At 64.5% G+C, this 23,522-nt stretch carries 20 protein-coding genes; 15 read left to right on the top strand and 5 right to left on the bottom strand.

The features are described from left to right. Positions 1 to 15: 15 nt before the first annotated feature. The 6 genes from AC5I5I_RS02315 to AC5I5I_RS02290 are packed head-to-tail and all read left to right on the top strand — an operon-like array spanning position 16 to position 6,633. Positions 16 to 1,197 (top strand): CaiB/BaiF CoA transferase family protein, encoded by a 1,182-nt coding sequence (locus AC5I5I_RS02315; RefSeq protein WP_495969501.1) that lies wholly within the window; start codon positions 16 to 18, stop codon positions 1,195 to 1,197. Between the two features lie 5 nt (positions 1,198 to 1,202). Continuing rightward, positions 1,203 to 2,381 carry an acyl-CoA dehydrogenase family protein gene (locus AC5I5I_RS02310; protein ID WP_495969500.1) on the top strand — a complete coding sequence of 393 codons (1,179 nt, stop codon included), beginning with the start codon at positions 1,203 to 1,205 and terminating at the stop codon, positions 2,379 to 2,381. 20 nt (positions 2,382 to 2,401) lie between these two features. Next, positions 2,402 to 4,213 carry an acyclic terpene utilization AtuA family protein gene (locus AC5I5I_RS02305; RefSeq protein ID WP_495758410.1) on the top strand — a complete coding sequence of 604 codons (1,812 nt, stop codon included), beginning with the start codon at positions 2,402 to 2,404 and terminating at the stop codon, positions 4,211 to 4,213. 4 nt (positions 4,214 to 4,217) lie between these two features. Further along, positions 4,218 to 5,189 carry a Bug family tripartite tricarboxylate transporter substrate binding protein gene (locus tag AC5I5I_RS02300; protein WP_495969499.1) on the top strand — a complete coding sequence of 324 codons (972 nt, stop codon included), beginning with the start codon at positions 4,218 to 4,220 and terminating at the stop codon, positions 5,187 to 5,189. Positions 5,190 to 5,196: 7 nt separating this feature from the next. Then, positions 5,197 to 6,228, top strand: coding sequence for a ketopantoate reductase family protein (locus AC5I5I_RS02295; RefSeq protein WP_495969498.1), 1,032 nt, complete (start codon positions 5,197 to 5,199; stop codon positions 6,226 to 6,228). Between the two features lie 18 nt (positions 6,229 to 6,246). Beyond that, complete coding sequence (locus AC5I5I_RS02290; RefSeq protein ID WP_495969497.1) at positions 6,247 to 6,633, top strand: cupin domain-containing protein; 387 nt, start codon at positions 6,247 to 6,249, stop codon at positions 6,631 to 6,633. A gap of 18 nt (positions 6,634 to 6,651) precedes the next feature. Here AC5I5I_RS02290 and AC5I5I_RS02285 read toward each other — a convergent pair whose 3' ends face one another. Beyond that, positions 6,652 to 8,148: a L,D-transpeptidase gene (locus tag AC5I5I_RS02285; protein ID WP_495969496.1), complete on the bottom strand. Its 1,497-nt coding sequence runs from the start codon at positions 8,146 to 8,148 to the stop codon at positions 6,652 to 6,654. A gap of 186 nt (positions 8,149 to 8,334) precedes the next feature. Between AC5I5I_RS02285 and AC5I5I_RS02280 the strand changes: the two genes are divergently transcribed. Next, positions 8,335 to 9,555, top strand: coding sequence for an acyl-CoA dehydrogenase (locus tag AC5I5I_RS02280; protein WP_495969495.1), 1,221 nt, complete (start codon positions 8,335 to 8,337; stop codon positions 9,553 to 9,555). A 140-nt stretch (positions 9,556 to 9,695) separates the two neighbouring features. After that, the gene (locus AC5I5I_RS02275; RefSeq protein WP_495969494.1) at positions 9,696 to 10,469 is read left to right on the top strand and encodes a sulfite exporter TauE/SafE family protein; all 774 of its coding nucleotides are present in this window, start codon (positions 9,696 to 9,698) and stop codon (positions 10,467 to 10,469) included. Between the two features lie 21 nt (positions 10,470 to 10,490). Here AC5I5I_RS02275 and AC5I5I_RS02270 read toward each other — a convergent pair whose 3' ends face one another. After that, positions 10,491 to 11,333: an alpha/beta hydrolase gene (locus tag AC5I5I_RS02270; RefSeq protein ID WP_495969493.1), complete on the bottom strand. Its 843-nt coding sequence runs from the start codon at positions 11,331 to 11,333 to the stop codon at positions 10,491 to 10,493. Between the two features lie 205 nt (positions 11,334 to 11,538). Between AC5I5I_RS02270 and mtnA the strand changes: the two genes are divergently transcribed. Next, positions 11,539 to 12,663, top strand: coding sequence for an S-methyl-5-thioribose-1-phosphate isomerase (gene mtnA, locus AC5I5I_RS02265; RefSeq protein ID WP_495969839.1), 1,125 nt, complete (start codon positions 11,539 to 11,541; stop codon positions 12,661 to 12,663). Then, on the top strand, positions 12,660 to 13,148 hold the full coding sequence (locus AC5I5I_RS02260; RefSeq protein ID WP_495969492.1) for an MmcB family DNA repair protein: 489 nt from the start codon (positions 12,660 to 12,662) through the stop codon (positions 13,146 to 13,148). The genes mtnA and AC5I5I_RS02260 overlap by 4 nt, the downstream gene beginning before the upstream one ends. Before the next feature lie 57 nt (positions 13,149 to 13,205). Here AC5I5I_RS02260 and AC5I5I_RS02255 read toward each other — a convergent pair whose 3' ends face one another. After that, positions 13,206 to 13,754, bottom strand: a complete 549-nt coding sequence (locus AC5I5I_RS02255; RefSeq protein WP_495969491.1) for an ActR/PrrA/RegA family redox response regulator transcription factor — start codon at positions 13,752 to 13,754, stop codon at positions 13,206 to 13,208. Between the two features lie 31 nt (positions 13,755 to 13,785). Then, positions 13,786 to 15,126, bottom strand: coding sequence for an ActS/PrrB/RegB family redox-sensitive histidine kinase (locus tag AC5I5I_RS02250; RefSeq protein WP_495969490.1), 1,341 nt, complete (start codon positions 15,124 to 15,126; stop codon positions 13,786 to 13,788). Positions 15,127 to 15,299: 173 nt separating this feature from the next. Between AC5I5I_RS02250 and AC5I5I_RS02245 the strand changes: the two genes are divergently transcribed. The 5 genes from AC5I5I_RS02245 to AC5I5I_RS02225 all read left to right on the top strand — a co-directional run bounded on the left by AC5I5I_RS02245 (position 15,300) and on the right by AC5I5I_RS02225 (position 21,167). Next, a complete protein-coding gene (locus tag AC5I5I_RS02245; RefSeq protein ID WP_495969489.1) occupies positions 15,300 to 16,070 on the top strand; it encodes an ABC transporter ATP-binding protein in 771 nt (256 codons plus the stop codon). Beyond that, positions 16,067 to 16,903, top strand: coding sequence for an ABC transporter permease (locus AC5I5I_RS02240; RefSeq protein ID WP_495969488.1), 837 nt, complete (start codon positions 16,067 to 16,069; stop codon positions 16,901 to 16,903). Before AC5I5I_RS02245 ends, AC5I5I_RS02240 begins: the two co-directional genes overlap by 4 nt. A gap of 115 nt (positions 16,904 to 17,018) precedes the next feature. Next, on the top strand, positions 17,019 to 18,386 hold the full coding sequence (locus AC5I5I_RS02235) for a polyhydroxyalkanoate depolymerase (RefSeq protein ID WP_495969487.1): 1,368 nt from the start codon (positions 17,019 to 17,021) through the stop codon (positions 18,384 to 18,386). A gap of 727 nt (positions 18,387 to 19,113) precedes the next feature. Next, entirely contained in the window at positions 19,114 to 19,956 is an 843-nt protein-coding gene (locus AC5I5I_RS02230; RefSeq protein WP_495969486.1) for a M48 family metallopeptidase, read from the top strand. A 17-nt stretch (positions 19,957 to 19,973) separates the two neighbouring features. Next, complete coding sequence (locus tag AC5I5I_RS02225; RefSeq protein WP_495969485.1) at positions 19,974 to 21,167, top strand: multidrug effflux MFS transporter; 1,194 nt, start codon at positions 19,974 to 19,976, stop codon at positions 21,165 to 21,167. Between the two features lie 61 nt (positions 21,168 to 21,228). Here AC5I5I_RS02225 and AC5I5I_RS02220 read toward each other — a convergent pair whose 3' ends face one another. Then, positions 21,229 to 23,421, bottom strand: coding sequence for a transglycosylase domain-containing protein (locus AC5I5I_RS02220; RefSeq protein WP_495969484.1), 2,193 nt, complete (start codon positions 23,419 to 23,421; stop codon positions 21,229 to 21,231). Positions 23,422 to 23,522: the final 101 nt, after the last annotated feature.

Here is a 23,522-nt window from a genome sequence, read left to right as displayed (position 1 = left end):
GGCCCAAGGGGCCCATTGTCAGGCATCCGCGTCATCGATCTGACGACGGTCATCATGGGGCCGTCGGCGACGCAGATTCTCGGCGATCTCGGTGCCGACGTGATCAAGATCGAGTCCGCTGGCGGCGATTCCCTGCGCTGGATCGGTCCGAACCGCACCGACGGCATGGGGCCGCTCTACCTCAATGCCAACCGCAACAAGCGCAGCGTCGTTCTCGATCTGAAGGATGCCGAGGATCGCGGGGCGCTGCTGTCGCTTGTGTCCGATGCCGACGTGTTCGTCTCCAACGTGCGGCCGCAGGCGATGGCGCGGCTCGGGCTTGGTTACGACGAGGTCCGGGCTGTAAATCCCGAGATCGTGTACTGCCTCGCGGTCGGATACGGCTCCGATGGACCGAAATCCGGCCAGGCCGTGTATGACGATCTTACCCAGGCGGGCGCGGGCGTCGCCGGATTGTTCGGCGCGATCGATGGCACGCCACGCTACACGCCGGTGAATATGTGCGACCGCGTGGTCGGTCTCTATGTCGCGATCTCCATCATTGCGGCCTTGCATCATCGTGCCGTGACGGGCGAAGGGCAGGAAATCGAAGTGCCGATGCTGGAGACCATGGCGCAATTCGTGCTCGCCGATCACATGGGCGGCGGCGCGTTCGTTCCGCCACTCGACACGATGGGCTACAAACGCCTGATGTCACGCGTGCGCGGGCCTTATCCAACCAAGGACAGCCATCTTTCGCTCGTGGTCTATACCGACAAGCACTGGCGCGCATTTTCGGCGATGGTCGGCAAGCCCGATCTGCTCGATACCGATCCAAGGTTCAGGACGCAGGAAACACGCACCCGGCATTCCGAGGATATGGGGCATTTCCTGAAAGAGCATTTGCCGCAAAAGGCCACAGCGGAGTGGATCGCGGCGTTGCACTTAGCCGACATACCGGCGCATGCGGTGAACCGTCTGGAAGATCTGTTCGACGATCCGCACCTCAAAGCGGTGGAGATGTTCCCCGAGATGGAGCATCCGACGGAAGGCAGGGTGAAGGTTTCGCGCTTCCCGGTGAAATTTTCGAAGACGCCGGCCCGGATCCGCTGTCTTGCGCCGAATCTCGGAGAGCACACCGACGTAATCCTGCCCGAGCGTGCGAAGAAGCGCGCCGCCATATCAAAATCAAAGCCGAAAACCAGCACCGGGAGCTGACGCAAGTGAAGACCTTCGACGCGCTGTGCAACACGCCGGAACGGCGCGAAATCCGTGACGCCGTTCGCGCGATCTGCGACCGCTTCAATGACGATTACTGGCTCGAAAAAGACAAGGCGCACGCCTTTCCGTTCGAGTTCGCCAAGGCGATGGCCGATGGCGGATGGCTCGGCATTGCGATGCCGGAGGAATATGGCGGCGCGGGGCTTGGCGTCACCGAAGCCGCGATCATGATGCAGGAGGTGGCGCATTCGGCCGGCGCGTTCGCCGCCTGCTCGACCGTGCATATCAACATTTTCGGACTGCATTCCATCGTCAAGCACGGCACCGACGCGCAGAAGAAGGCGTGGCTGCCCTCGATCATCGATGGCTCGTCACGCACCTGTTTCGGCGTCACCGAGCCGGATGCCGGCCTCGATACCTCGAAGATCAAGACCCGCGCGGTGCTGAAGGGCGACCATTATGTCGTCAACGGTCAGAAAATCTGGACCTCGACCGCGCAGCAGGCCGATAAGATCGTGCTGCTGGCACGCACCAACCCGATCGAGGAGTGCAAGAAGCCGACCGACGGATTGACGCTGTTCTATACCGACTTCGACCGCTCGAAGATCGAGGTGCGCGAAATCCTGAAAATGGGGCGGCACGCGGTCAATTCGAACCAGACCTTCTACGACAACCTCGAAGTGCCGGTGGAGCATCGCATCGGCGAGGACGGCAAGGGCTTCCGTTACATCCTCGACAGCCTCAATCCCGAGCGCATCCTGAACGCCGCCGAATGCGTCGGCATCGGCCGGCGCTGCCTCGAGCGTGCGGTGAACTATGCCGGACAGCGCGTGGTGTTCGGACGGCCGATCGGCCAGAATCAGTCGATCCAGCATCCGCTGGCCGAGAACTGGACGGAATTGCTGGCCGCCGAGTTGCTCACGCTTCGCGCGGCGGAACTGTATGACAGCGGACAGCCATGCGGTGCGGAAGCGAACGCGGCGAAATACTTCGCCGGCGACGCAGCCTTCAAGGCCGCCGACCAGGCGGTGCGCACGCATGGCGGCATGGGCTATGCTGCGGAATTCCACGTCGAGCGCTATTTCCGCGAAGCGGTGGTGATGCGGCTTGCGCCGGTGTCGCGCGAGATGGTGCTCAACTTCCTTGCCGAGCGCGAACTCGGCCTGCCGAAGTCATACTGACAGAGCGCGTGGGGCACGACATGGCCGAAAAGGTCATCAATATCGGCGGCGCGTCGGGGGCCTGGGGCGACAGCCCGATGGCGATTCCGCAATTGCTGACCGCCGATGTCCATTACCTGATGATGGATTATCTCGCCGAAGTGACGATGTCGCTTCTGGCCCGCGCGCGCATGAAGGATCCCAATGCCGGCTTTCCGCCGGATTTCGTCGCCTATCTCAAGCGCTCGCTGCCGGAAATCGCCAAGCGCAAGATCAAGGTTGTCAGCAATGGCGGCGCGGTCAATCCGCAAGGCGCCAAGCGCGCGCTGGACGCAGCCTGTGCCGAGCTTGGACTGTCGCTGAAGATTGCGGTGGTCGAAGGCGACGACGTGATGCCGCGCATCGACGCGCTGCGTGCAACCACGCGCGAGGCCGCGACCGGTGAAGCGCTGCCGCCGAAACTGCTCACCGCCAACGCCTATCTCGGGGCGCTGCCGATCGCCGCTGCCCTCGATCGCGGCGCCGACATCGTCATCACCGGCCGTTGCGCGGATTCGGCGCTGGCGCTCGGCATCCTGATGCATGAATTCGGCTGGAAAGCCGACGATTACGACAAGCTCGCTGCCGGCAGCCTCGTCGGGCACATCCTGGAATGCGGGCCGCAATCGACCGGTGGCGTGCACACGGACTGGGACAAGGTGCCTGGTTGGGAGAATATCGGTTATCCGATCGCGTCCTGCAAAATCGACGGCAGCTTCACGCTGTGGAAGCCCGACAATACCGGCGGGCTGATCGTGCCGGCCTCCGTTGCCGAGCAGGTGCTGTACGAAGTCGGCGATCCGGCCGCGTACATGCTGCCGGACGTTGTCGCCGATTTCACGCAGGTCATCCTCGAACAGGTGGGTGAGAACCGCGTGCGCATCTCGGGCGCGAAGGGTTATCCGCCGACATCGCAATACAAGGTCTCGGCCACCTGGCAGGATGGCTGGCGCGGCGTGGCCACGGTCTCCATCGTTGGACCGGATGCGGTCGCGAAGGCCGAGCGCACAGCGGAAGCACTGCTGGCGCGTGCGCGCATGCTGTTCCGCCAGCGTCAGCTTCCCGATTTCACGGCAACGCACACCGAAGTGCTGGGCTCGGAATCCGCCTACGGGCCAAAAGCAAACGCGCGCGGCGTGCGCGAAGTGCTGTTGCGTCTGGTGGTCGACCATGCCGACCGCGAAGCGATCGATATTTTCGCGCGCGAACTCGGCTCCGTCGGCATCAGCTTCGCGCAGGGCACGACCGGCATTTTGTCCGGGCGGCCTAAGCCGACGCCGGTCGTGCGTTTGTTCACGTTCTTTGTCGACAAGTCGGTGCTTGGATCGCCGAAGGTCCAGATCGGCGACGGCGAGCCGTTCGATGTGGATGTTCCTGCGCAAGGCGGCTATGCCGCGCCAGCGGGCGCGACGCTTGCTGCGGAGCCAAGCGAGCAAAACGATGGTGAATCCGAAGTCGCCTTGCGCTCGCTCGCCGTGGCGCGCTCCGGCGACAAGGGCAATTCATCCAACATCGCGATCATCGCACGCGATCCGAAATACGTGTCGCTGATCCGCCGTGAGGTGACGCCCGAGAAAATGGCGGCCCATTTCGAGGGCCTCGTCCATGGCAAGGTCACACGATACGAAGCGCCGGGGCTTCATGCTTTCAACTTCCTGCTCGAAGACGCGCTCGGCGGTGGCGGCATGGCCTCGCGGCGTATCGATTCGCAGGGCAAGGCCTTCGGTCAGATGGCGCTGGAAATGAAGATCAAGGCGCCGCGCGCATTGGCACAGGAAGTCGAGGCGCGGACTCCACGACAGCGTGAGGAGTGAGCTGATGAAACGATTCGTCACCCTGCTGATCTCGCTTGGCGTGGCTTGTGCCGCTGCCGCCTCCTCGGTCAATGCGCAAAGCTACCCCACGCGTCCGATTACGATCATCGTGCCGTTTCCGGCTGGTGCGCTATCGGATGCCGCCGCGCGGATCCTTCAGCCGAAACTCGCCGAGGCGCTCGGCCAGTCGGTGGCGATCGAGAACCGGGGCGGCGCCGGCGGCGTGACCGGCACGGCGGCAGTCGCCCGCGCGCAGCCGGATGGATATACGCTGCTCGTCAGCGTCAACGCTCCCGTCGTCATGGGGCCCGCGCTGCAGAAGAGCTATCCGTTCGATCCGTCGAATGGATTGGCCGGGGTGTCGTTGCTGACCGAGACCTACCTTGCGCTGGTCGTTCGCAGCGACTCGCCGATCAAGTCGGTGGCGGATGTGATCAAGCTTGCCAAGGAGAAGCCCGGGCAGCTTACATTTGGTAGCGCCGGTGTTGGCTCCGCGCACCAGATTGCAGGCGCGCTGCTCAACGCCAAGGCTGGCATCAATGTAAATCATGTGCCGTTTCAGGGTGGCGCACCGGCCGTGCAAAATCTCGCCGGCGGCCATATCGACATGAGCTTTGCCACGCTGCCGTCGGTGATGCCGCTCGTGACCGGCGGGCAGCTTCGTCTCGTGGCTCTGGCGGAGCCGAAGCGCTATCCGGGTCTGCCGGACCTGCCGACGATCAACGAGACCATTGCGGGAGTAGAGACAACCTCGTGGGTCGGGATGCTCGCACCCGCAGGAACCCCGATGGACATCCGGGAGCGGCTGGCGAAGATCGTGGCTGCCGCGATGGCGATGCCAGACGTACGAGAAAAGATGCTTGCGCTCGGCATGACACCCGTTCCCATGGGGCCGGTAGCTTTCGACCGGCTGATCGCGGACGATCTGAAGTTCTGGCGCGGAGCGGTCGAGACCGCGAAGATCGAAAAGCAATAGGTGAGCCGTGCGCATCTGCATTTTCGGAGCCGGGGCCAGCGGCGGGCATTTCGCGGTGCGGCTTGCGCGCGCGGGCCACGACGTCTCGGTGATCGCGCGGGGGCCGCATCTGGCGGCGATCCGCGAGCGCGGCCTGCAACTCAAGACCGGCGCCGACCTTCTGGCGGCAGAGGTTACAGCCACGGACACGCCGCGCGATCTCGGTCCGCAGGATCTGGTGATTGTCGCCACCAAAGCGACGGCGTTGGCGGCGATCGCTCCGCATATCGCGCCGCTGGTCGGCAAGGACACGCTGGTGCTGTTTCCGCAAAACGGCATGACCTGGTGGTACCCGGTCGGACTGCCATCGCAGCATCCGCAGCCGCCGGCGCTTCCCGTCTTCGAACTGGCGAAACCCTTTCTTGCGGCGATGCGCATGGATCAGGTGCTCGGCGGCATCATCTATTCCGCCAACGAAGTCGAGACGCCGGGCGTCATCAAGAACAATTCGCCCACACATAACCGGCTGGAATTGGCTTCGATTGCCGACAATGCCGCGCCAGGACGCGCGGATGCACCCGGGCGGATCGCCGAAGTCCGCGAAACCCTCCAGCAGGCCGGCATCCTGTCGCCCGATCCCGGCGACATCCGCGTTGCGGTCTGGACCAAGCTCGTCAACAACATGAGCGGATCGACCATCGGCCTGGCGACCGCGAGCCCGTCAGATGGTGCGCGCAAGGACCCGGCGCTGGCTGAAATCTACTGCCGCGTGATGCGCGAAGGTCTCAGCATTTCCGCCGCGCATGGCTATGCCCTCGATATAGAACCGAAACGCATGCTGGCACGGCTGCTCGACCACAAGGCGTCGATCCTGCAGGACTACGAGCAGCATCGTCCGATGGAGATTGCCGAGATCGTGCTGGCGCCGGTTGCGTTCGCGCGCGCGGCGAATATCGCAACGCCGACGCTCGACACGGTGGCCGCGATCGTGACCAAGCTGGCACGTGATCGCGGCCTGCTGCCGGCGGAGATTGACGGGCCGTCATTGACGAGGTCTTGAACGGGATCAGGTGACGCCATGTCGCAGCGTTCGAAATACATCATTCGGTCCGAAGAGATCGAAGCCTATTCACCGGCCAATCACACCGGCACCCGCAACAAGCGGCTGATCGGACCGCGCGTCAATGGCGCGCGGCACCTCGAAATTGTGCTGGGCGAGATCGAGCGCAACGAAGGCGCAATTGCGCATATGCATCCCGATCTCGAACAGGCGGTTTATGTGCTTGAGGGCGAGGCGGTGGTGCGGATCGACGACGTCCCGCATGATATCAGGGCCGGCGATCTCGTGTACTTTCCGGCAAAGGTGTTTCACGACATCAAGGTCACCAGCCCGGTGATCCGGATGCTGGTGATCTACGGGCCGCCCTATGACGAGCAGCCGCATCAGGTGGTGCGGAAGGAATGACGCGGGCCGCGGCGCGGCTTACCGCGTCACCACGATGAAGTCGGTGTAAAGCCCGGTCTCGTGGCCAAGCCCATGGTCCGAGACGATCAGCGAGGCGCCGGGGGTGACATATTCCGAGATTCGCTCGACCACCTCGGGCGCGATTTCGATCCGGTCCAGTACCGCCGCTGCGCCGAGGCTCTGCGTCGGTTCGGGGGCCTTGCTCAGCCGCTTCGCCGAAACTTCGATCGGACGGCCGCGACGATCGGTTTCGACGCGGGTCTTGACGTTCTCGGCTTTCGGCAGTTCCGGCGGCATTGTGACCGCCTTCCAGTTCACCTCGGTGTCGCTGCCGTCTTTCGCCAGCGCAGTAAAGACATGGGTGCCGAAATTCGGCTTGTCGTCCTTGAAGGTCACCGGTGCGCTGAACAGCGGAATGAAGTGCTGGCGCACGTACAGCGTCTTGTCCTTCTTGCTGATGAAGACCGTGATCGCGCCCTTGGGTGGCGCTTTCTTTTGCTTGGCGTCCAGCGATTGCGCGAAGCTCGCGAGGATCGGCCCCGGGATATTCGCAGGCTGCGGATAGATCGAGGCGGTCGTGTCGGAATTGCGCTCGCTGTCCTGAACCTCGGCCGCGGTCTTTGCTTCGGGGGTGGCCTCAGCTTCCACATGCGTGCCGGCCTGTTCGACCGAGGACGTCAGGTCGCGCATGGCAGGCTTTGCATCGGTGCCCTCTGCGGCTTCACCGGCGCCGTCGGTGGCGATCAATGCGGCACTGGCGGTCCGCACCCGTTCCGGCATCGTGGTGTCCAGCGTCTTGCGCAGGTCCGGCAGCGTCTCGACGGCAGCAACCGGCGGCTTGGGCTGGAACAGCAACGGATGCGCCACGTCCACGGGTTCGACATCCTCGCGTGACACAATCACGCGCGTGTTCATCCGGATGGTGCGCCACAGGTAATCCGCATAGCGCTCCGGCAGCCGGATGCAGCCATGAGACGCGGGGTAGCCCGGCAGCTTTCCTTCATGCAGGGCGATGCCCGACCAGGTCAGCCGCTGCATGTAGGGCATCGGCGCGCCGCTATAGATATTGGAGCGGTGGTGCCGGTTGCGCTGGATGACGCTGAATACGCCAAAAGGCGTGGGGTTGGTGGCCTTGCCGGTTGAAACCGGGGATTGCGACACCAGCTTGCCGTTGGCGTAGAATGACACATTCTGCGACTTCACCGACACGATCAGCATGTGCGGGCCGGCGGGAGGCGGTGCCTCCTTCGCAGGTCTGGCGATCTCCGACTTGGGCGGTTTGCCGGCCGAGCGGGCCGGCTGCCGGGGGGTGAGGCGCTGGCGCGGTTCCGGCCTGCGGCTTTCGAGGCGCGGCGGCGGCCCGTCATACCGGTCATAGCGGGGGCTATCCCGGAAGAACAAAAAGTCCTGCGCCACGGCCGGGGACACCGACCCGGTCGCGAATGCCAGGGTCAGCATGCTGGCCCCGCCGAGCGCTCCAGCTTTCAGGCGGAAAAACGCACTCTTGATAAACACGGTCCTAACCCTCGCCCCCGGAAAGCCGCATCTTAGGTGCCGATTCCGAACATAATGTTAGTGGATGTAACTTTCAGGATCATGTCCGGTCGTTTGGCGGCCAGCATTCGCATCGTTAGTGTTGCATTTACGGTGAATATCTGACGGATAGCCGGCAGACAGGCTCCTGCAGGGAGAGAAAGCATCATGAGTCAGGCCGCAGAAAAGCTTACAGCCCAGCGCCCCGGGTCCATCAAGGACGCGCATTTCAATTGGGAAGACCCGCTCGATCTGGAGGGGGAACTGACCGAAGAGGAGCGCATGGTCCGCGATACCGCGCGCGGCTATGCTCAAGACAAATTGATGCCGCGGGTGATCGAGGCCTATCGCGACGAAAAGGTCGACCGCACCCTGCTGCCCGAGATGGGCGAACTCGGCCTTCTGGGCCCGACGCTTCCCGAGGAGTATGGCGGTGCGGGCCTGGGCTATGTTGCCTACGGTTTGATCAACCGCGAGATCGAGCGGGTCGATTCGGGATACCGCTCCACCCTGTCGGTGCAGTCCTCGCTGGTGATGCACCCGATCTACGCCTACGGCACCGAGGCGCAGAAGAAGAAATACCTGCCGAAGCTCGCCTCAGGCCAGATGGTCGGCTGCTTCGGCCTGACCGAGCCGGATCACGGCTCCGATCCCGGCTCGATGGTCACCCGCGCCGAAAAGGTGCCGAACGGCTACCGGCTGACCGGCGCCAAGATGTGGATCTCGAACTCGCCGATCGCCGACATCGCCATCGTCTGGGCGAAGCTGGACGGCAAGATCCGCGGCTTCGTGGTCGAGCGCGGCACCGAGGGTTTCTCCACCCCGAAGATCGAGGGCAAGCTGTCGTTACGTGCCTCGGTGACCGGCGAAATCGTGCTCGATAACGCCTTCGTGCCGGAGGATGCGCTGCTGCCGAATGTGTCCGGCCTCGCGGGGCCGTTCGGCTGCCTCAACAATGCGCGATACGGCATCGCCTGGGGTTCGCTGGGCGCTGCGGAATTCTGCTGGCATGCCGCGCGTCAATACACCCTCGACCGCAAGCAGTTCGGCCGGCCGCTCGCCGCGAACCAGCTGATTCAGAAAAAGCTCGCCGACATGCAGACCGAAATCACGCTCGGCCTGCACGGCGTGTTGCGTCTCGGCCGCCTGATCGAGGAGGGCCGTGCGGGTCCGCCTGCAATCTCGCTGATGAAGCGCAACAATTGCGGCAAGGCGCTCGATATCGCCCGCGTCGCCCGCGACATGCATGGCGGCAACGGCATTGCCGACGAGTTCCATGTCATGCGCCACGTCGCCAACCTGGAGACGGTCAATACCTACGAGGGCACGCACGACATCCATGCGCTGATCCTCGGCCGCGCGCAGACCGGTATTCAGGCGTTCTTCTGATCGTCTGCCTGTCGCTCTGCTGGAAAGCATAACTCTCCTGTGATGCCCGGCCTTGCGCCGGGCATTCATGTCTTTACAGGTCGGATTGCCCCGGCAGTGTGTCGCCGTCGCGGCAGGCTTTTTTCCCGACTGGTTGAATCATGGACATCGCGTCGACCGCATTGCTGGCAACGGCCGGGCTCGCCGGCGGCACGATTGCGAGCCTCGCTGGCGGCGCGGCGCTGATCACCTTTCCGACCTTTCTCGCCGTCGGGCTGACCCCGATTGCCGCCATTGCCACCAACATCGCGGCCCTGACTCCGGGCAGCCTGATAGCGGCCCTGTCCGACCGGACCCAATTGCCGCCGCTCGACCGCGGCTTTATCGGTCTGGTTCTCGCCTCGGTGCTCGGCGCCGGCATCGGCGCGCTGCTACTGATGCTGACGTCGAATCGAGTGTTCGAGATTCTGGTGCCGCTCCTGATCGGCTTTGCGACCATCCTGTTCGCGTTCGGGGAAAAAATCAGTGCGGTGGTGCGTGCGCGCGCGCTCGCGAAGCACGGTCGCGAGCCGGAGATCAAGCTCACCTCGATTCCGATGCTGTTGCCGGTCTCCGTCTATGGCGGCTATTTCGGCGCCGGGCTCGGCGTGCTGCTGATCGCGGTGCTGCAGCTTGCGACCTCCGGCGAATACCGGCCGGCCAACGCCACCAAGAACCTGGTTGCCGCCCTGAACGGATCGGTGGCGATGACGGTGTTTGCGGTTCAGGGCAGCATCAACTGGCCGGCCGCGCTTGCCATGATGTGCGGCGCCCTGGTCGGATCGGTGATCGGCGCGCGGATCGCGCGGCATGCGCCGCGCGAACTGATGCGCTGGGTGGTCACCGGCATCGGCGTGGTGCTGACCACCGTCTATGCGTGGCGCTACTGGTTCTGAAGCGCCGCTTGCGTGACGCAATTATCTCCGCGTCAGCTCGCACAATTCGACGAGGCGTCCGGTCATCGCGCTGAGCGGGTCCGCGAACGGCGCCACCACGTTGAAATGATGCGTACCGGGCACCGCCTCGTATCGCGTTTCCACACCCGCGGCGCCCCATGTGTCGGCCATGACATGCGACAGCCGGATGAATTCCGGCAATTCGTCGGCGCCGACCACGACATCGAGCACGCGGCCCTTCGGTGCCGGCCAGAATAGCGGCGAACTCGCCCGCGCCGAGGCCTCGTCCAGCTTGAAATCCGCGTTCATGTCGGTGGTGACGAGCCCGGTCAGGTCGAACACGCCGGAGATGGCGGAGCCCGCCGGGATCAGGTCGGCCGGCGCGGTCGGATCGAGCGCCTGCCAGTCGGTCGCCATCATGCAGGCGGTGAGATGGCCGCCAGCCGAATGGCCATAGACCATGATGCGCTTGCCGAAGCGCTTCCACAGGAACAGCACGGCGGCGCGCATCTCATCGACGATCTGCGCGATCGACACCTGCGGCGTCAGGTCATAGCCCGCGACCGCAACGGTGACGCCGTTACCGGTCAACCCACGCGCCAGATGGCTGTGTTCCTTCGGGCTCATCGCGCGCCAATAGCCGCCATGAATGAACAGCGCGACCGGCGCCTCGTCGTCCTTGGCCTTGAACAAATCGATATATTGACGCTCGCTCCGCCCGTAGCGGATATCGAGTTCGGCGCGGCCGTCCTTGATCATCATCTCGCGATAGGCAGCGGCGTCGCGCTGCCACTGCGTCACGATATTCGGGAAATCAGGCACCGCCGCGCGGTTGTTATAGGCTGCGCTATTGTCGATCGCCATTCCGGGAAGCTCCGCCAGATAAAATCCGGCGGGAGATTGCGTCAGCGAAACGCCCGGTGCAAGCGATCAGCGCTCATGGCCGGGCCGCAAAAATATCCCGGCATTCAAGCATCTGCGGCCGATATTTGGCCCCGGAAACCAGGGGTTCCTTCGGGTCCTGCGAAATTGCTTTCGCTTGCGCGCTGAACCGGTTTATCTCTGGCTCATGAAGGTGAATGGCATCGCGACGCGGAGCATCTGGCTCGAGCCGGATGGCTGGTCAGTCGGCATTTTCGACCAGACCCTGCTGCCGTGGCGGATCGAGAGGGTGACGCTGCGAAGCGTCGGCGACGCCGTGCATGCCATCGTCAGCATGCAGACGCGCGGCGCGCCGCTGATCGGTGCGGTCGCGGCCTATGGGCTCGCACTGGCGCTGCGCGAGGACGCCTCCGACGACAATCTCGCACGCGCGTATGCGTTGCTGCTCGCCGCCCGGCCGACCGCAATCAACCTGAAATGGGCGCTGGACCAGATCTCGGCAGAGGTCCGGCATCTCCAGCCTGCGCAGCGGATGGACGCGGCCTACCGGCGCGCGGCCGCGATCTGCGACGAGGATGTCGCCATCAACCAGGCGATCGGCCGGCACGGGCTGCCGCTGATCGAAGCCATCGCCGCGCGCAAGAAACCGGGCGAGCCGGTCAACATCCTCACCCATTGCAATGCCGGATGGCTTGCGACCGTCGATCTCGGCACCGCGACCGCGCCGATCTACACCGCACATGACAAGGGTATTGCCGTTCACGTTTTCGTCGACGAAACCCGTCCGCGCAATCAGGGCGCCTCGCTCACGGCTTTCGAGCTGGGTCAGCATGGCGTGCCGCACACCGTCATCGCCGACAATGTCGGCGGGCATCTCATGCAGCACGGCCAGGTCGACCTGGTGATCGTCGGCACCGACCGGACCACCGGCGACGGCGACGTCTGCAACAAGATCGGCACCTATCTCAAGGCGCTGGCGGCGCACGACAACGGTGTGCCGTTCTATGTCGGCCTGCCATCGCCAACGATCGATTTCTCTCTCGGTGACGGTGTGGCAGAAATTCCGATCGAGCAGCGCGACGCGGCGGAGGTTGCGACCATGACCGGCCGCACCGCCGATGGCCGAGTCGAAACGGTAACGATCGTGCCCGATGGCTCGGCTGTCGCCAACCACGCCTTCGATGTTACGCCGGCGCGGCTTGTCACCGGGCTCATCACCGAACGCGGCGTGCTCGCGGCCTCGCGCGAGGCGCTGGAAGCGGCGTTTCCGGATCATCCGTCGATGCAACAGCCGCGGCAGGCTGCCGAATGAGCGAACTGATCCGCCGCATCGCCGAGATGCCGGTGGACGGCCGGCAGTCGCAGACCGCGCTCACGGTGGCGCGCGGCACCATGCGACTGCTGCTCTCGCACGGCTTTACCTGCGTGAGTGAATTGCCGTTGCCGTCGGGCCGCCGCGCCGATCTCGTCGGCATCGGCCGCAGCGGCGAAATCTGGATCGTCGAGATCAAGTCGTCGATCGCGGACTTTCGTGCGGACCAGAAATGGATGGATTACCGCATGCATTGCGACCGGCTGTTCTTTGCAACGACGGTCGAGGTGCCCTGCGAGATCTTTCCGAAGGATACCGGGCTGATCGTCGCCGACGGCTTCGGCGGGGAATTCGTTTGCGACGCGCCCGAGCACAAGCTGCCGGCTCCGACGCGCAAAGTGATGACGCTGCGGGTCGCGCAATGCGCATCGCTGCGGCTGCAATCGCTGATGGATCCGGCCGGGCCTTATGGGAATGAGATGTAACCCGCTGTCATTCCGGGTTCGCTTGCTTCGCAAGCGCCCCGGAATGACCAAGCGAGACTACCGCGGTGCGCGCTTCGCCAGGATGCGCTGCAAGGTGCGGCGATGCATGTTGAGCTGGCGCGCGGTTTCGGAGACGTTGCGGCCGCACAATTCGTAGATGCGCTGGATATGCTCCCAGCGCACGCGATCGGCCGACATCGGATTTTCCGGCGGCTCGGGCTTGCGGCCCTCGATCGAGAGCAGGGCGTTGATGACATCGTCGGCGTCGGCCGGCTTGGCGAGGTAATCGACAGCGCCGAGCTTCACCGCATTCACCGCGGTGGCGATGTTGCCGTATCCGGTCAGCACGATGCCGCGCGCATCGGGGCGCCGGCGTTTCAGCGCCGAAATGACGTCGAGTCCGTTGCCGTCGCCGAGCCGCATGTCGACCACGGCGAAGGCCGGCGCGGAGCGCTCGACCTGCATCAGGCCTTCCGACACCGTTTCCGCAGTGGTGACAGTGAAACCGCGACCTTCCATGGCGCGGGCAAGCCGCATCAGGAAGGACTTGTCGTCCTCGACGATCAGGAGCGAGCGCTCGCTCGAAATGGCCGGTTGCAGGGTCATGGAACTCTCCGAAGCCGCCAATCTTCCATAATTAGGTACTTGCAGCCTTCTGCTCAAGCTCGGCCGGGCCGGTAAACTCGAAAACCGAACGCGGCCAGCGGATGGCAACCACGGCGCCGCTCTCGGGCAAGGCTTTGTTGACGAAAGTTAATTTGGCGCCGGTGCGCTCCAGCAGGGTCTTGGCGATGAAGAAACCGAGCCCCATTCCGGTTTCGCCGGTGGCATACATGCGGCGCAGCCTGCGGCTGCGGACATAGGGCTCCCCGATGCGGCTGATGACCTCCGGGGCGAAGCCCGGACCGTCATCGCTGACGACGACCGTCACGGTGTCGGCGGTCCAATCCGCTGCAATCTCGACGCGCTCGCGGGCGAAATCGACGGCATTCTCGACCAGGTTTCCCAGCCCGTAGACGATCGCCGGATTGCGGGCGGCGACCGGCGAAGGCTGGCCGGCGGGCAATTTGACGTCGATGGCGATACCGAAATGCCGGTGCGGCTCCGCGACCTCCTCCAGCAGGTTCGACAGCGGCAGGCCGTCGAACGGGACGCCTTCGGCCTGCAATTCGTTGAGCTTGGCGAGAATGTCGCGGCAGCGTTGCGCCTGCTCGCGCAGCATTTTGACGTCGTCGGCATGCGGCGATTTCGGATCGATCTCGCGCTCCAGTTCGCGCGCGATCAGCGAGATCGTCGATAGCGGCGTGCCCAGCGCGTGCGCGGCGGCGGCGGCCAGTCCATCGATCTGGGTGATGTGCTGTTCGCGGGCAAGCACCAGTTCGGTCGCCGCGAGCGCATTGATGAGCTGGCGCGATTCCTCGCTGATCTGCCACGCATAGATGCTGATGAAGAAGATCGCCAGCGCGATCGAGAACCAGACGCCCATCATGTAGAGATTCGGCAGCACCGGCATCGGACCGTAGTCTTCCGACCAGGGCAGCGGCTCGTGGAAGAAGATCAGAAGTGTCGCGCAGGTGATCGCCAGCAGGCCGATCAGAATGGTCATGCGCGCCGGCAGCGCGGTGGCCGACAGCAGCACCGGACCGGCAAAGAAGAACGAGAACGGATTGTCGAGTCCGCCGGTCAGATACATCAGCACGGCAAGCTGGCCGATATCGAAGGCCAGCAGCCACGCGGCGCGGCTCGGCTCGAGCCGCCGCGCCTGCTGGAACCGGATGCGGAGCGCGATATTCAGCCACGCCGACAGCGCGATCACCGACAGGCAGGCATAGATCGGCAGGTCGAATTCAAGCCCGAAATAGACCACCAGCACGGCGGCGGTCTGCCCGATGATCGACAGCCAGCGCAGGCGCACCAGCGTATCGAGCCGCACGTTGCGGCGGGGCATGGGCAGGCGCTCGAGGTCCATCGGTAACATGCCTCACGTTCTAGTCAGGCGGCTCGTAGCATAAAACGAGGCCATTGCGCGCAGCGTCAATGAGCGCGGCCCCGGCCTCTTGTGTTTCCGTCCGTTTGCGTCCCATGCGCCCCGTACCCTTGCGCTTCCGAGAGCAGGAGGGCACATGGTCGGGACCAGCCGCCCGGGTCTCAATGAACGCTGCCGAACCTGCCATTTCGCTCGACCGCGCCGTCAAGATCTACAAGGGCGGCATGGCGGTCGGCGGCATCTCCTTCGCGCTTCCGGCGGGGTCGGTGACCGCGCTGCTCGGCGGCAACGGCGCCGGCAAGACCACCACCATCGCCATGATCATGGGGCTGGTGACGCCGACCTCCGGCCGTGTCGCCGTGCTCGGCGCGCAGATGCCGCGGCAGCGCCATCGCGTGCTGCACCGGATGAATTTCGAGAGCCCCTATGTCGACATGCCGATGCGGCTCACGGTGCGGCAGAACCTGACCGTGTTCGGCAAGCTCTATGGTGTGTCACCGGTCCGCGAACGCATCCGCGAACTCGCGGCGCAATTCGATCTCAACGCTTTCCTGGATCGTCCCACCGGCAAGCTGTCGTCCGGACAGAAGACCCGGGTGTCGCTCGCCAAGGCGCTGCTCAACCATCCGGAAATCCTGCTGCTCGACGAGCCGACCGCCTCGCTCGATCCCGATACCGCGGACTGGGTGCGCGCCGAACTCGAGCGCTATCGCCGCGAGCGCGGCGCCACCATCCTGCTCGCGTCGCATAACATGGCCGAGGTCGAGCGGCTTTGCGATCGCGTCATCATGATGAAGCGCGGCGAAATCGTCGATGACGAAGCCCCTGCAAAGCTGCTGGCGCGCTACGGTCGCGAGAGCCTGGAAGAGGTGTTCCTCGACATCGCGCGCGACCGAAGGCAGGCGCAGGATCTCGCAGCCGGAGCGGCGACATGACGAACGAGCCGCGGCAATATCCGGTGCGCGAGGCGATCGCGTTCTCGCCCGCCCGCATCTTCGCGATGGTCCTGCGCTACTGGTATCTGCTGCGCTCGTCCTGGCCGCGTGTGCTCGAACTGGTCTACTGGCCGGCGGTGCAGATGCTGATGTGGGGCTTCCTGCAGCTTTACGTGTCGGAGAATGCCGGCTTCTTCGCCAAGGCGGGCGGCACCTTCATCGGCGCGGTGCTGCTGTGGGACATCCTGTTTCGCGGCCAGCTCGGATTCTCGATCTCGTTTCTCGAGGAGATGTGGGCGCGCAACATGGGCAATCTGATGATGAGCCCGCTGCGCCCCGTCGAGTTCATCTGCGCGCTGATGATCATGAGCATCGTGCGGCTCGCCATCGGCATGGTGCCGGTCACGATCATGGCGTTCGCGTTTTTCGACTTCAATCTCTACAGCCTGGGATTCGCGCTCGCGGTGTTCTTCATGAACCTGATCCTGACAAGCTGGGCGGTCGGTATCCTCGTATCCGGCATCGTCCTGCGCAATGGCATGGGCGCGGAGAGCATGGCCTGGACCATCATGTTCCTGCTGCTGCCGCTGGCCTGCGTGTATTATCCCGTCGCGGTGCTGCCGGCATGGTTGCAGCCGGTGGCCTGGCTGCTGCCGCCGACCTATGTGTTCGAGGGCATGCGCGCGTTGCTGATCGACCACACCTTCCGGGCCGACCTGATGGTGTGGGCCTTCGCGCTGAATGCGGCCTATTTTATCGCCGCGATCATTGGGTTTCTGGCACTTCTCCACAGCGCGAGGATTGCGGGATCGCTGGTGCAGAGCGGCGAATGATGATTTCGTAAGCACTTGGGAATGTATTTCGCCTATATTGACGTCTTGAACAAAAGGCCGGATGTTGCGTTGCAAAATGACCCGGGGCCGAGAAAAAGCCGAGAGAACGCAAAGAATGCCGGAAAAGAACATCGCAATCGGGGAATTCGGCGCCGCACCTGACCTGCCCGTCGAGGCCGGCCCCGTCGTTTCCACCGGCATGTACTGGCTCTACGAGATGAGCCACGCCGCGCTCAATCCGGCGCGGGCGTTCTCCGATGTCACCCGCCTCTATCTCAAGAATCCCTTGAATCCGTGGTCGCACACCACATTCGGCAAGACCGTCGCTGCATCGGCGGAAATGTTCGAGCGCTTCACTCGCCGCTACAGCAAGCCGGACTGGGACATCCACGACACAATGGTCGGCGGCGAGCGCGTCGACGTGCATATCACGCCGGTCTGGGAGCGGCCGTTCTGCCGGCTGCTGCATTTCGAGCGGGTGATGAAATCGCCGCCGCGTCGTCCGCAGCCGAAGGTGGTGATCGTGGCGCCGATGTCCGGGCATTACGCGACGCTGTTGCGCGGCACCGTCGAGGCCTTTCTGCCGAACCATGACGTCTACATCACCGAATGGGTGGACGCGCGTCTGGTGCCGCTCGCCGAAGGCCGTTTCGACCTCGACGACTATATTGACTACATCATCTCGATCCTGCATGCGCTTGGCGGCGATTGTCATCTGATCGCGGTATGCCAGCCGTCGGTCCCGGTGCTGGCTGCGGTCGCGCGGATGGAAGCGGAGCGCGATCCGTATGTGCCGCATTCGATGACGCTGATGGGCGGGCCGATCGATACCCGCGTCAACCCGACCGGCGTCAACAAGCTCGCCGAGGACCGCGGCATCGACTGGTTCCGCCGCAATGTCATCACCAAGGTGCCGTTCCCGCATCCGGGTGTGATGCGCGAAGTCTATCCGGGCTTTTTGCAGCTCAACGGCTTCGTCAGCATGAATCTCGACCGGCATCTCGATGCGCACAAGAACCTGTTCTTCAATCTGGTGAAGGGCGACGGCGATTCCGCGCAGAAGCATCGCGAGTTCTACGACGAGTATCTCGCCGTCATGGACCTGACCGCTGAGTTCTATCTGCAGACGGTGGACACGGTGTTCGTCAAGCACCTGCTGCCGAAAGGCGAGATGATGCATCGCGGTGTGCGGATCGATCCGTCGGCCATCCGAAATGTTGCGCTGCTCACGATCGAAGGCGAAAAGGACGACATCTCCGGTCTCGGCCAGACCGAAGCGGCGCACAAGCTCTGCACCAACATTCCGCCGGATCGCAAGGCGCATTACGTGCAGCCAGGCGTCGGGCATTATGGCGTGTTCAACGGTTCGCGCTTCCGCTCCGAGATCGCGCCGCGCATTTCCGACTTCATGCTGACCAGCCAGAGCAAGCAGGGCAAGGCGGCGGCGAAATTCCCCCGCGTCGTCGAACGCGCAGCGTCGTAATCGACCGCTGTTTCGCCTCTGCGCTTTCCTCTCGCGTCATTGCGAGCGCAGCGAAGCAATCCACGGGGCCCTTCGGTGCTGCGATGGGTGGCTTCGTCGCTTCGCTCCTTGCAATGACGGGTGTGCCTGGTGGTCGCCCGTCCCGAGCACCGTCGGGCGTCTTGACAATATTCCTATTAGCATTATAGTCCTATTGCCTTGCTCAATGAGGGGCGCCGTCCGGAGGCGTTCTTGATGGCGGAGCAGGGTGCGGCGCCTGCGGGCTGGATTCGCAATCCAGCACTCGGGCGGCGCCGGGGCTCCGCCCGGGGTCACTAGGGACCCCTGCCAGGAGCTGGCTGACGCCATGCGCAGATCAAGGCGCATGGAGGCAAAGCGCGGCCCGGCGCCGGGATAAGAACGCCGCCAGGACGGTGCGCCGAGAGGCGGCTGCGTCTCAGCAATGGGGCGCGGCATTCAGGAACGGCCCTGCGTCTGTCGGCGCGCCGTCCGCCCCTCTCGATGCAAGCCGGGTGTTCCGGTTTGCGTCCACCCATCGCAACCCGGATGCTGCAAGGCATCGCGGCGGCGATGATTCGCGCCCGCCCGCCAGAGGGCACCCCGGCTGGACGAAGGAATGAATCTTTATCCACTTTTTCAATCAAGATATGGTGTGTCCGCCGCCGCCTCCTACCTTGGCCGGCGTCTGTTTTATTTTTTGCCCGAAGGGATGTTTGGCAACCGGTCTATGGCAGTATCGCAGGCCGAAGCAGTCGAGGGTGACATGCCGCTCCGCGCGCTCCTGTACCGGCGACCGGCCGAACCGAAGGCGATCCAGGTCGTCCACGACAAGAACATCTATCTGGTGCGCGTGCGCCGGCACCGGCAGGCGCGCCGCTACACGCTGCGTATCCAGGCCGCGACCCGCGAGGTCGTGCTGACCATGCCGCCGCGCGGCTGTCTCAAGGAAGCCAGGGAATTCGCCCAGAAGCACGGCGGCTGGATCGCGTCGCGGCTGCATCATCTGCCCGCGGCCGAACCGTTCGCGCATGGCGGCGTGGTGCCGTTGCGCGGGCAGCCGCACCGCATCGTCCATCGCAAGGGCGAGCGCGGCACGGTCTGGGTCGAGACTGGTGACGACGGCGAGCGTCGGCTGTGCGTCGCTGGCGAGGTGCCGCATATCGACCGGCGGGTCGGCGATTTCCTGCGCAAGGAGGCGCGGCGGGATCTCGAACAGGCCAGCCGCGCGCTGGCCCAGAAACTGGGCGTGTCGGTGAAGACGGTCTCGATCCGCGATCCGTCGAGCCGCTGGGGTTCGTGCTCCACCACCGGGGTGCTGTCCTATTCCTGGCGGCTCATTCTCGCGCCACCCTTCGTGCTCGATTATCTCGCCGCCCATGAGGTCGCCCATCTGGTCGAGATGAATCACTCACAGCGTTTCTGGCGGGTGGTGGACCGGCTGTGTCCGAATGTGAGGCGTGCAAAAGCGTGGCTTGACATGCACGGGCCTGAGCTTCACCGCTATGGTTCGCCGCGGGCAAGGATCGAGCCCGACGTTCCGGTCGATGGAAGACGCCAGCCGCGGCGTTGAGACGCCGTCACTCTTCGATGCTGAAGCCCGACACCTTCGCGCTGACTGCGCTGCTCGCCGCATTGACCGCGCTCGCGCCGCTGTCGACCGATCTTTATCTGCCGACCTTGCCGGATATCGGCCGCGCCTTCGGCGTGTCGCCGTCGCAGGTGCAACTGACCTTGTCGGGCTATCTCGTCGGCTTCGCGCTCGGCCAGATCAGCTATGGCCCGATCTCGGACTGGTACGGCCGGCGCTCCGGCCTGATGGTGGCTTTGTGCTGCTATTGCCTCGGCAGCCTGATCTGCCTGCTGGCGCCGTCCATCGACGTGCTGATCGGCGCGCGGGTGCTGCAGGCCTTCGGCGGCTCCGGTGCGATCGTGCTGGCGCGCGCCGTGGTGCGCGATTTCTACAGCGGCGCGCGCGCCGGCAAGGAATTGTCGATGATGGGCCTGGTCATGGCCTTCGGTCCGGTCTCGGCGCCGCTGATCGGCGGCGCCTTGCATGCGATGTTCGGCTGGCGTTCGGCTTTTGCCGCGCTGCTCGTGTTCGGGGTCGCGCTGACGGCGATGGTGGTGCGCAAGATGCCGGAGACGCTCACCGAAAAGCCGGACGTGGCGATGTCGCTGTCATCGATGCTGGCAGGCTACCGCGACCTGATCCGCATCCGCGACTTCAATCTGTATCTGATGATCGGAGCCGCATCCTATACCGGGCTGATCGCGTGGTTGGCGTCGATGCCGTTCCTCTATCAGAAGCGATACGGCCTGACGCCGTTCCTGATGTCGCTGTCGATTTCCGCGAGCGCCGTCGGCTATCTGATCGGCACCATGATCGCGACCCGGATCGTGGTCAGGACCGGTATCGTCCGCACAATGGGCATGGGCGCCGTGGTTATGCTGGCCGGCGCGCTGGCGATCTGCGCCGCGGTCGCGCTCGACCTGAATTCGGTGATCCCGGTCACCATCGCGGTCGGGATCAATCTGGTTGGGTTCGGTCTCTTGTTTCCGCAGACCATGGCGGGCGGGCTGTCCTGTGCGGCGGAGCGCGCCGGGGCGGCGTCGTCGCTGCTCGGCTTTGCGCCGCAGGTGAGTGCAGCCACCCTGAGCGCCTGGGTAGTGGCGTCGATCGCGTCGGGCGCCTGGCCGGCGGCACTGGCCGTGCTGGCGATGGCGGCGCTGGTACTGCTGCTGTGGCTCGTCCTGTGGCTCGCGCCGTCGAGGCGGGTCTAAAGCGTTTTCGAGCGAAGTGGGTACCGGTTCGCGTGAAGAAAACGCGTCAATGCAAAGAAACCTATCTGCGGCCGAACAGGCGGTCGAGCAGCCAGCTGTCCATGCCATCGTTGCGGCCGGCCGGTGCAGGTGCGCCGCGTCCGGGGATCGATCCCGGCGGCACCGGGCGAGAGTCCTGATATGAGCCCTGATACGAATCTTGCGAACCCTGGCCATAAGTCTGCGACGGCGCACCGGGGAAGGGCGTGGCGATGCCGCCATGCACGCCGGGCAGGCTGGCGACCGGCACGTTGCGATGCGCATTCTTCATGAAGCGCGCCCAGATTTCCGACGGCAATCCGCCGCCCGTCATCTTCTTGGTCGGCGAGGAATCGTCATTGCCGAGCCAGACCGCGGTGACGAGCTGCGCGGTGTAGCCGACGAACCAACCGTCGCGGAAATCCTGGCTGGTGCCGGTCTTGCCGGCGGCTGGCCGTCCGCCGAGATCGGCCTTGCGGCCGGTGCCGGTCAGCAGTGTTTCCTGCATCATTGTATTCATCATCGCGACATAGCGCGGCTCGACGATCTGGCCGAGGCTTTGCGGTCGTCGCTGGAAGCGGACCTTGCCGTCCTTGCCACGGATGCTTTCGACCACATGCGGCGTGATCGCCATGCCGTTATTGGCGAAGGTTGCGAAAGCCGACGCCATTTCGAGGACGGAGACTTCCGAGGTGCCGAGCGCGATCGAGGCATTGGGCTCGAGCTTCGATGCGATGCCGAGCCGGTGCGCGGTGCGCGTCACGGCGGTCGCTCCGAACTCGAGCGTGAGGCGCACCGACACCGTATTCAGCGACATTGCCAGCGCCTGGGTCAGCGTCACCGGGCCGTGATATTCGCGCGTGTAGTTTTCCGGGCGCCAGCCTCTCACCACGATCGGGCGATCCTCGCGCACCGTGTCCGGCGTCAGGCCCCGCTCAAGCGCCGTAAGATAGACGAACGGCTTGAATGCAGAGCCGGGCTGCCGCTTTGCCGCAACCGCGCGGTTGAACTGGCTTTCCGAATAATCCTTGCCACCGATCATCGCCCGCACTGCGCCATCGGGCGACATGGACAGCACGGCGCCCTGTTCGACGCCGAGTTTGCCGCCGCGCATGGCGAGTTCTTCCGACAACGCCTGTTCGGCCAGCAATTGCAACGCCGGATCGATCGTGGTTTCGACCACGATGTCGTCCTCGACCCGGCCGATCAGGTCGTCGAGCACATCCATGATCCAGTCGGCGACGTAATTGATCGAGCCGGTGGTCTTCTGCTTGAGCGCATGCGCCGGCTGCAGGATCGCCATCTTGGCCGCCTGGTCGCCGATGAAGCCCGCATCGGCCATGGCCGTGATCACCACCTGCGCGCGCCGCTCGGCCCCGTTCGGGTTGCGGGTCGGCGCAAGACGCGACGGCGAGCGGACCAGGCCCGCCAGCATCGCGGCTTCCGACAAGGTGGTGTGGCGCGCATGCTTGCCGAAATAGCGCTGCGCGGCAGCCTCCACTCCATAGGCGCCGGCGCCGAAATAAACCCGGTTCAGATACAGTTCGAGAATCTCGTCCTTGGTGAATTTGCGCTCGAGCCACAGCGCCAGAGCGATTTCCTGCAGCTTGCGCGTCCAGGTCCGGTCCTGGGTCAGGAACAGGTTCTTGGCCAATTGCTGCGTGATCGTGGAGCCGCCTTGCGAAACGCCGCGGTGCATGACATTGGCGACCGCCGCTCGCAGGATGCCGATCGGGTCGATCCCAAAATGCGACTTGAATCTGCGGTCCTCGATCGCGATGAAGGCCTGCGGCACGTGGGCGGGCAGTTCTGTCAGCTTCGCCGAGACGCCGCTGTCGCCGCGCACGGCGAGAATGCGACCGTCGGTGCCCGCGATCTGGATCGAGGGCGGGCGCTTGGGAACTTCGAGCGACTGGATCGACGGCAGATGCGCGCCGACCCATGCCACGAGGCCGATCAGGGCGATGGTGCCCCACAGCGCGAGCACGATGCTCCAATAGATCATGCGGCCCAGAAACGAACGCCGCCGTCCCTTTTTCCCGGCGGGCTTTTGCTGTGGCTTTGACGATGCCGTCTTGGCCGCACGGCTGCGCGTGCGCGCGCTCTTCACGCGACGCTCCTGGTCTTCGCTGCCGGCAAGCCTGTCCTGCGGATCGGCGCGCAACTCGCGGTTGGGAACGCCGACATCGAACTTTGGCTCGCGGCGTACGGACTTGCTTCGCCGTCCCAAAGCCATCCCCCGCCGGACCCCGCGGCGGGGGCGCCGCGCGGTTCGGCAGCCAACGCTACGGGACCCGGTTTAAGGGCCGGTTAAGGCAGCGGGCTGGGCTTGGTGAC

The sequence above is a fragment of the Pseudorhodoplanes sp. genome (assembly GCF_059499825.1).
This window is presented reverse-complemented; position numbering and strand designations above follow the sequence as displayed.